This window comes from Pedobacter zeaxanthinifaciens, assembly GCF_003313335.1.
Taxonomy (GTDB): domain Bacteria; phylum Bacteroidota; class Bacteroidia; order Sphingobacteriales; family Sphingobacteriaceae; genus Pedobacter; species Pedobacter zeaxanthinifaciens.
On the sequence record NZ_QMHP01000012.1, the window covers coordinates 116,989 to 126,332 of the forward strand.

General features: G+C 38.7%; 5 protein-coding genes. 1 reads left to right on the forward strand and 4 read right to left on the reverse strand.

Annotated elements, in window-relative coordinates; genetic code table 11:
• Positions 1-9: 9 nt before the first annotated feature.
• The 4 genes from xylA to DUT68_RS16385 are packed head-to-tail and all read right to left on the reverse strand — an operon-like array spanning position 10 to position 4,837.
• Positions 10-1,341 (reverse strand): xylose isomerase, encoded by a 1,332-nt coding sequence (gene xylA / locus DUT68_RS16370; protein ID WP_113639304.1) that lies wholly within the window; start codon positions 1,339-1,341, stop codon positions 10-12.
• Between the two features lie 7 nt (positions 1,342-1,348).
• Positions 1,349-2,836, reverse strand: coding sequence for a xylulokinase (locus DUT68_RS16375; RefSeq protein WP_113639305.1), 1,488 nt, complete (start codon positions 2,834-2,836; stop codon positions 1,349-1,351).
• 36 nt (positions 2,837-2,872) lie between these two features.
• A complete protein-coding gene (locus DUT68_RS16380; RefSeq protein ID WP_113639306.1) occupies positions 2,873-4,012 on the reverse strand; it encodes a DUF4861 family protein in 1,140 nt (379 codons plus the stop codon).
• Between the two features lie 12 nt (positions 4,013-4,024).
• Complete coding sequence (locus DUT68_RS16385) at positions 4,025-4,837, reverse strand: SDR family oxidoreductase (protein WP_113639307.1); 813 nt, start codon at positions 4,835-4,837, stop codon at positions 4,025-4,027.
• A 202-nt stretch (positions 4,838-5,039) separates the two neighbouring features.
• Between DUT68_RS16385 and DUT68_RS16390 the strand changes: the two genes are divergently transcribed.
• Complete coding sequence (locus DUT68_RS16390) at positions 5,040-9,197, forward strand: hybrid sensor histidine kinase/response regulator transcription factor (RefSeq protein ID WP_113639308.1); 4,158 nt, start codon at positions 5,040-5,042, stop codon at positions 9,195-9,197.
• Positions 9,198-9,344: the final 147 nt, after the last annotated feature.

Genomic DNA, 9,344 nt, shown 5'->3' on the forward strand with positions numbered 1-9,344 from the left:
TTTAAATTGTTAGATGTATCTGTTTATCACATTTTCCAAGTATTCTTGCTTGCCACTAATTGTTTCAGGTTCTCCATTAGCCAAGGCAAAACTCCTTAAATCGTCAAGTGTTAGCTTTCCATGTTCAAAATCAGCACCGGCACCTTCGTCAAAAGCTGCATATCTATTTTTCCTTATTGCCAGGTAATCTGACTTTTGAAGAATTTGATCAGCTGTTAATAGTGCTCTTGCAAAAATGTCCATCCCGCCGATGTGTGCGTAAAACAAATCTAATTTATCGGTAGAATTTCGTCTAATTTTTGCATCGAAATTGATGCCTCCACCTTGCAAACCACCACTTTCTAAAATAATGAGCATGGCTTCGGTTAATTCATTGATATCATTTGGAAACTGATCGGTATCCCATCCGTTTTGATAATCGCCACGGTTAGCATCTATAGATCCTAGTAAATTATGGTTGGCTGCCACCTGCAATTCATGCTGAAAAGTATGCCCAGCTAGCGTTGCATGATTTACTTCGATATTTAGTTTAAAATCATCCAACAGATCAAATTCCTGCAAAAAGCCTTTTACGGTAGCGGCATCATAATCATATTGATGTTTTGATGGTTCACACGGCTTAGGCTCGATAAAGAAAGTGCCTTTGAAACCTTGTTGGCGAGCATAATCTTTAGCTAAGTGTAGAAACTTGGCTAAATGCTCCTGCTCACGCTTCATATTGGTGTTAAGCAAACTCATGTACCCCTCTCTACCGCCCCAAAAAACGTAGTTTTCGCCACCAAGTGCAATAGTAGCATCCAAAGCAGCTTTAACTTGGGCACCTGCATGGGCCAGTACATGAAAATTTGGATTAGTAGCCGCTCCGTTCATGTAACGAGCGTGACTAAATAAGTTTGCGGTGCCCCATAGCAGTTTAACACCGCTTTCTTCCTGCTTTTGTTTGGCATAGGCCACCAATTGCTGCAAGTGCCTCTCGTTTTCCGCAATGTCGTTGGTATAATCTACCACGTCTACATCGTGAAAACAGTAATAAGGTAATTGCATTTTAGTGATGAATTCAAAAGCAGCATCCATTTTGTCTTTAGCCCGTGCTACCGGATCTTCCTTTTTATCCCAATCAAAAATGTGAGTTGGCCCACCAAAAGGATCTGCACCGGTACCGTTGAAAGAATGCCAATAAGCACAGGCAAACCTCAAATGTTCCTTCATAGTTTTCCCCGCTACTACCCTATCAGCATCATACCACCTAAAAGCTAAAGGGTTATCACTGTTTAAACCTTCGTATTTGATTTGGTCAATTCCTTTAAAAAATGTGGTATCTCCGGTAATTACTTTTGTCATTTTTGTATTAATTAGATTCGTTTAGTTTATGAGTTAAAATTTGCATCCACTCTTGATAGATGGATTCATAGGTATCGCTATTTTTAGGCAACACAGTTTTAATTGGCTTCAAGTTATTGAAAGCCTCCTGTTCATTATTGTATATTTTTGCTCCAATACCTGCCCCTAAAGCAGCGCCTACGCTCCCATCGTTGTAAAATAATTCCACAGGTGTTTGGGTGACATCTACAAAAGTTTGTACGAAAGTTTCACTTAAAAAAAGGTTGGCTAAGCCAGCACGGATAACATTTGGATGTAAGCCGTTTGAACGCATAATGTCCAAGCCGTATCTAAAAGAAAATGCTATTCCCTCCTGCACCGCTCTAAAAACATCGGCACTGTTATTTGTATTTAAAGAAATATTTAGGAGTTGTGCTCCCGTATGTTTGTTATTCAACATCCGCTCTGCTCCATTGCCAAAAGGGAGTACTTTTAAGCCATTACTTCCTACTAGTGATGTTGAGGAAAGTTGATTAATTTCCTGATAAGTGAGATTTGGAGCCCACTGTTGCTTGGCCCAACGATACATACTCCCAACGCCATTAATGCACAGCAGCACCCCGGTGTATTCCTTCTCTTTTGAGTAGTTTACGTGTGCAAAAGTATTTACCCTTGATAGTTTATCGGCTTTCAGCTGATCACTAACTCCGTAAATCACTCCGGAAGTACCAGCGGTTGCAGCCACCTCACCCGGGCGCATCACATTCAGTGAAAGTGCATTATTTAACTGATCTCCAGCTTTATAGGTTACTGGAATATTAGCAGGTAAACCCAGCTTTACGGCCACATCGGAATTCAAACGCCCATGTTCCGAAAAAAGAGGTACTAGCTCAGGTATATGTGCGGTTTCTAAGTCGTAACATTTGATTACATCAGCGGCTGTGGTTTTATTTTTAAAGTCCCAAAGAATACCCTCCGATAGCGCAGACACTGTTGTGGTAACTTGACCTGTAAGTTTCATCGCAATGAAATCACCAGGCAGCATCATTTTATAAATTTGCCCATAAACATGAGGTTCATTTTGCTTTACCCAAGCTAGCTTAGAGGCGGTAAAATTCCCAGGAGAATTCAACAAATTGGACAAGCATTTTTCTCTGCCAATATCTTCAAAAGCTTTATTGCCTAAATCAACCGCCCTGCTATCACACCAAATAATGCTGTTGCGTAATGCCTGCTGATTTTTATCAACTAGCACTAAACCGTGCATCTGGTAAGCAATTCCGATAGCCTTTATTGCTGCTGCTGCCGCTCTATTTTGAGATGTGACTTTAATGATGGCCTTTTGTACATCGTGCCACCAATTGTTGGGATCCTGCTCCGCCCACTCGGGTTTTAAGGAGATGATTTCAGCCTCATTTTCTGGATACTGAGCAGTACAGATAACTTTTTGGGTATCAGCTTCCACTAAGGCCACTTTTATTGATGAAGTGCCAACATCAATCCCTAACAAATACATGATATCATTTGGTTATAAAGAAGATAGTTAAGTTAGTTATTTTTTTGATACTTTGACAGTTAATGGCGCTGCCAAATATTTTTTATAGGTTTTCAAATATTCGAACCACTGCTCGCTACTGGTAATTTCTCCAGCTTTATTCCAAGCTGCGCCAGCATAATAAATAAAAGGTTGGCCGTTGTTTACTGCACTTACAGCTAGCAGCTGTTTCTTTTGCCAAACGTACTTTTTAGGTTTATTGGGTAGTATAGCTCCTACTCCAATAATGCCATCTTCACCATGCGCAGGTTCCCAATATCCCACTATACCATTTGGATCAGTTAACGATATTTTATCTGGCTCATTTCTAAGAATGAAACCAATAGCAACTGGAATTTCTGTTTGTTTATCGAAGGAATAAATTTGCGATATTTTGTTCAACTGGCTACCAGCATCAAGTGTGATTGTTTTAACAGCACTAATTTTCAGACCATCGGCGTTAGCTGCAGGATAGATTAGTTGAAAAGTAGATCGTAAGGGGCCATTATCAAGTACTTTGTAGGAAGTGTAATTTCCAAGGTACCAAACGCTATCCGCGATGTAAGGCGCTATATTCCCCGCACCTAAGGTTTTGCCAACATGATAATAATCCAAACCATCGCCATTATCAATGTGGTATTTATCTAATTTGTACCTCTCATTAATAACCATTTTGGTAGTTCTTTTTGCCCAAACATCAATACCATGAGCATTTTCCTTTGTGTTTTCTAATGCTTTACCGTACATTCTGAATGCAATTTTGTCGTTTTCCCAAGCAAAATCGTCCTTACGTTCTGGAACAAAACGGGCAAAGGTTTTAACAACTTCTGGCGATGGCTTTGCGTTTTTAATTAACAAGGTTACCGTTTTACCTGCCGGTACGGACAGTTGCAATAATAAATGCTGTACGTTTTTTGAACCTTTATACTCTAACTGATGAGCTACCGCTTGCTTGGCAAGGGCTTGTACGACCAACAAATTTGCAGTATCTATATTTGGACTAACTTTCAAAATATCAGCCCAAGGAACTTCAACAACTGCATCTTTTCTTGAAATATCACTTTTGTTGGCTACTGTAATTTTAACCGTTCCCTGTGCAGCAACGTCAAAATATAAACCATATGCAAATACTAAAAATAGGATTAAAAATCTTTTCATTTTGATAAGTTATTAAACGCCTCCATTTACAAAAAAACCGCCGTCTACATTAATGATAGTTCCGGTAACAAAAGCCGAAGCGTCACTTAAGAGCCATTGCAAAGCACCTATCAATTCATCGGTGTGGCCAAAACGTTTAAATGGCGTTTGTTGAATCACCAAGTTACCTCGCTCTGTGTAGGTACCATCCATATTGGTAAGTAAAGTCCTGTTTTGTTCTGTCAAAAAGAAGCCCGGAGCAATGGCGTTCATTCGCAATTTATCTCCGTATCGATTGGCCAGCTCCACAGCAAACCATTGTGTATAGCAATCAACAGCCGCTTTTCCCATACTATAGCCCAGCACCCTGGTGATAACTCGCTTTGCGCTCATTGAAGATATGTTAACGATGCTGCCACCATTTTCAATCATCGCGGAGCCGAAAATCTGCGATGGTAGTAGCGTACCCCACAAATTCAAGTCTAGCGCTTTTCTCATACCATCCATATTCATCCCAAAAATGTCATCCCCTTTTTGAAGAATGGCCTCTGGCATGTTACCTCCTGCTGCATTTACCAATCCGTCAATTTTACCAAACTGGTTTAAAATCTGCTCCTTTGCTTTCTGTAACGATGTTTCATCCAACACGTCGGCTACCAAAGCTAGCGCCTTGCCTCCGTTCTTTATTAATTCATTCGCTCTATCTTGTGCTACAGCCCCATTCCTTCCTAAAATACATACCGCTCCACCTGCCTCTACAATTCCTTTAATAAATGATTTACCTATAATGCCTGTACCTCCAGTGAGCACAATTACCTTATCCTTTAACGAAAAGTCTTTATTCATTTCTGTTAGCTTATTCTTATTATTTGCAACATTTATTCATTGCAATTGCGAAAACATAAAATAACGGCAAGCCAAAAAGTATCATACAGGACTAAAGTTTCAATACTACATGGCAAATGAAAAATATGTCTCAAAACCAATCGCCAACAAAAAGCAGTAAGATAATTTATCATATATTTAAATAACCAAATTCATATTTTCCATGTATCAACCTAAGGGACTGTTTATTTGCTTAAGCATCTTATTTTTAACTTGTTTAAACATTAGTGCATTAAAGGCACAGAAACAGCTCAGTTTTAAACGTATCACTATTAACGAAGGGCTTTCACAAAATACTGTTTTCTGTATTGCGCAGGATAAAACCGGCTTTATTTGGATTGGCACTGAAGACGGTTTAAATAAATATGACGGTTATGAATTCACGATATACAAACACCAAAACAATGACCCAAAAAGTTTAAGCCACAGTCAAATTAATGCGCTACTTGAGGATAAGAAAGGTAATTTTTGGGTGGGTACTTCAGATGGTTTAAATCTCTTCAACAAGCATACCGAAACCTTTTCAAAAATTGGCTATGCCACGTCAGGCGAAGGCACTTCTGGAGATTTTATCAGCACCATCTACAATGATAGCAGAGGAAATTTATGGATTGGAACCTATAACGGACTTAAATATTACGATTATGAAAGCCGCAAATTACATGCTTACAACGTTGGCTTTGTAGGAAAAAATCGCGAAGCTAGTAACCGTGTACAAACTATTTTTGAAGACAGAAACCACAACATTTGGGTAAGTATTGGAAAAAGTTTGAAGTGTATTAGCGCACAAACAAAAAAACTTATCGAACTTCCAACTCCAATAGCAAATGATAAAATTTTATATGCTGCCAATGTGAGGGCTATCAATCAAACGCCCAATGGTGACATGTGGTTTGCTACAGAAGGTTTGGGGTTGATCAAATTTATATCGGCAAGCAACAGCATCCAACGCTATTCACACGAATCAGGAAATTCAGGTGGCATCCCAACCAATATCATCCGCACACTTTTTAACAATGGCGACCACGAACTTTGGATAGGCACTCGTGATGGTTTAAGTGTGTTAAATACGCAAAGCAACCAATTTTTAAATTACCGTTACAGCACCTTTGATGCTCAATCCCTAAGCCATAATTCCATCAGATGTATCCTGAAAGATAGATCAGGCAACATTTGGTTGGGCACCTACGCCGGGGGCGTTAATTTTTACGGGGCAAGTAGCAATAATTTCGGTTATATAGGTCAAAAAAGTGTTGGCAATACAGGTTTAACGCATCGTGTTGTGAGTTCTATTATTGCCGATGGAAACGGACTTTGGATTGGTACCGAAGGAGGTGGACTAAATTATATCAATCGCAGCAGTGGAGTTACTAAAAGCTATGTCATTAACAGCGTACAACAAAACATTGTTAAATCACTAGCTAAGCAAGGTAATTTGCTTTGGATAGGAACTTACGATGGACTGAGTTGTCTTAACACGCAAAGCAACCAACTGATTAATTATGAAATTACCCAAAATGATGGCAAGCCCGAAAACAAGCAAGTTTACGCCATATCAGTAACCAATAACGGTATTTGGCTTGGCACCGATGGCCGGGGGCTGAAGTTTAGAGACGTGAATGGCAATATTACCAGTTATTTGAGCGATAAAAAAAATCCGAACACCTTAAGTGGTAATGTGGTGCTATCCCTACTTAAAAATACCGATGATAAAATTTGGGTTGGCACTGAGCATGGCCTTAATTATTTCGATGCTAAAACAGGAAAATTTAAGCGATACCAACATCAAAACAATAACCCATTTAGCTTACAACACAATACTGTTTTAAGCTTATTTTACGATAGTAAACACCGCTTATGGGTTGGCACCGAGGGTGGCGGCTTGAGCTTTTTAGATACCAACAATGGAAAATTCTATAACATTAACGAAACTTATGGCTTAGCTAGCGCAGTAATTCATGCCATACGTGAAGATAAACAAGGCAATTTATGGGTTAGTACAAACAAAGGTTTGTCCAAAATATCTTTTAAAAAATTTAGCCATCCTTTTAAAAACGAGAATATTGTTGTTTTAAATTATACGGTACAAGATGGTTTGCAAAGTAATCAGTTTACCTCTGGAGCGGTAGAAACTAATGCGCAGGGCGAAATATTTTTCGGTGGCATTAATGGCGTAACTTATTTCTATCCAGAAAAAATAATTTACAATAAAATAAAACCCAAAGTGGTTATCACTGATTTTCTCATTAAAAATAATCCGGTGAAAATTGAAGATGATTCGCCATTGAAAAAGAGCATTAACGAAACTGATTTGATCACTTTAAATTATGACCAAGCATTCATCACGTTTAAATTTGCAGCCTTAAACTACATCAATCCGGAAAAAAACAAATATGCCTATAAGCTGAAAGGTTTTAACGACGATGACTGGCATTATGTAGGAAATCAGCGACAAGCCACCTATACCAATTTAGATGCAGGAACGTATACTTTTGAGGTGAAAGCTGCAAATAATGACGGTCTTTGGACTAACCAAATTAAAAGTGTTAAGATTGTTGTTTTACCGCCGTGGTGGAAAACTTGGTGGGCTTATTTATTGTATGCGGCAATTATTGGGACTTTACTTTATGCATTCAATAGTTACTCTGTTAAAACCACTAAACTAAAGCACGAGCTGGAACTGCAACACGTAAGCCACGAGAAAGATCAGGAATTGGCTAAACGTAAACTCAGTTTTTTCACCAACATCTCTCACGAAATTAAAACACCACTTACATTGATCCTCGGCCCTATTGATAAACTCATCAATCAAAATGAGGGTAATAATAAAACGCTGAACCAACTACGTTTGATACAACGCAACGGTGAACGTTTGGTGAGGCTAATTAATCAACTATTGGATTTTAGAAAGTTTGAAGAAGACAGCATGGTGTTACAAACCGCAGAAGGCAACATTGTAAGATTTGTGCGTGAAGTGGTGATTGCCTTTGAACCTTATGCCCAACACAGGTATATCAAATTGAAATTTTCGAGTGAGCAACAGAGTTTACGTTTGTGGTTTGACAGGGATAAGTTGGAAAAAGTAATTTACAACCTGATTTCGAACGCACTAAAGTTCACCAACGAAGGTGGACAGGTTTTAGTGAGTGTGCATGAGGTGGATGTTGAGGGCGTAAAGATGGCTTCGATAGCGGTGGAAGATGATGGAATCGGCATTCCGCCGGATCAGATTGATAAGATTTTTGAGAAGTTTAAGCACTTTGATAACGAAGGCGTAAATAGTTCAGGTACGGGAATTGGCTTGGCTTTTTCTAAAGGTTTGGTGCAGCTTCATCGAGGCAAAATCAATGTGGAGAGTATTTTAGCTAGTCCGAACAATAGTGGGCGTACAGTTTTCACGATGTTGCTTCCTATTGGTAATGCACATCTTTCTGAAAGTGAAATGATCCAGAACTATAAAAACAGTGAAGATATTACCAGTTATAAAGGAACCGAGATATCAAACACTTCAAAATTAGCTTTGGAGAAGCGCAAACAACAGGTTTTAAGTGCAGCGGGCAAGGATAAACTGATTTTGCTAGTAGTAGAAGATAATAGTGAAGTTAGGCAGTTTGTATCAAGCCATTTTGAAAGCAACTTTGAAATACATGAAGCTGAAAATGGAAAAGTGGGTATAGAGCAAGCGTTGAAAATAATCCCAGATATCATTATTAGTGATGTGATGATGCCAATTACAGATGGAATTACTTTGTGCAAAACTTTAAAAACTGATACAAGAACAAGTCATATACCGGTAGTGCTGCTTACGGCACGTACACCCATTATATTTAACATTGAAGGCTTGGAAACTGGTGCAGATGACTACATCACCAAACCTTTCAATTTAAATATGTTGGAAGCCAGGATATGGAATTTATTGGATAACCGCCAAAAGTTGAGGGAAAGATATAGCAAGGAGGTCACTTTACAACCAACCAATGTTGCCATTACATCACCAGATGAGAAGTTTTTGGAGAAGATAATGGCGTTTATTGAGAAAAACATTGCTGAACCTGAATTGAGCGTAGAAGAACTTGGAAACGTGGCAGGTATGAGCAGGGTGACTTTATATCGAAAAATTAAAGCATTAACCAACCAAACTGCTATTGAGTTTATACGCAGCGTACGACTTAAAAGAGCTGCTCAGCTGTTGCAGCAAAATAAATTTAATGTTAACGAGGTTGCTTACATGGTTGGCTTTTCTGACGTAGATTACTTTAGGCGTTGTTTCAAAGAAGAGTTTAAGTTAACGCCAAAGGAATATGCTAATAGTTCGCTTTGATTTTAAGGGTTAAGCAGGTTTGTTTCTTTTTATGATGGTGGAATTTTGCGAGTTACGAATATCATTATGCAGAATGGTTTAATAGATGTCTCGTAGCCTCGACATGAACTGTGTTTAAATCCAAATAAAAATTAAAATTTGCTAAAA

What these genes read in the sequence shown, in the direction of transcription:
- DUT68_RS16385 (WP_113639307.1), bottom strand. Translation starts at nt 4,837, where the DNA reads ATGAATAAAGACTTTTCGTTAAAGGATAAGGTAATTGTGCTCACTGGA.
- DUT68_RS16380 (WP_113639306.1), bottom strand. Translation starts at nt 4,012, where the DNA reads ATGAAAAGATTTTTAATCCTATTTTTAGTATTTGCATATGGTTTATAT.
- DUT68_RS16375 (WP_113639305.1), bottom strand. Translation starts at nt 2,836, where the DNA reads ATGTATTTGTTAGGGATTGATGTTGGCACTTCATCAATAAAAGTGGCC.
- DUT68_RS16390 (WP_113639308.1), top strand. Translation starts at nt 5,040, where the DNA reads ATGTATCAACCTAAGGGACTGTTTATTTGCTTAAGCATCTTATTTTTA.
- xylA (WP_113639304.1), bottom strand. Translation starts at nt 1,341, where the DNA reads ATGACAAAAGTAATTACCGGAGATACCACATTTTTTAAAGGAATTGAC.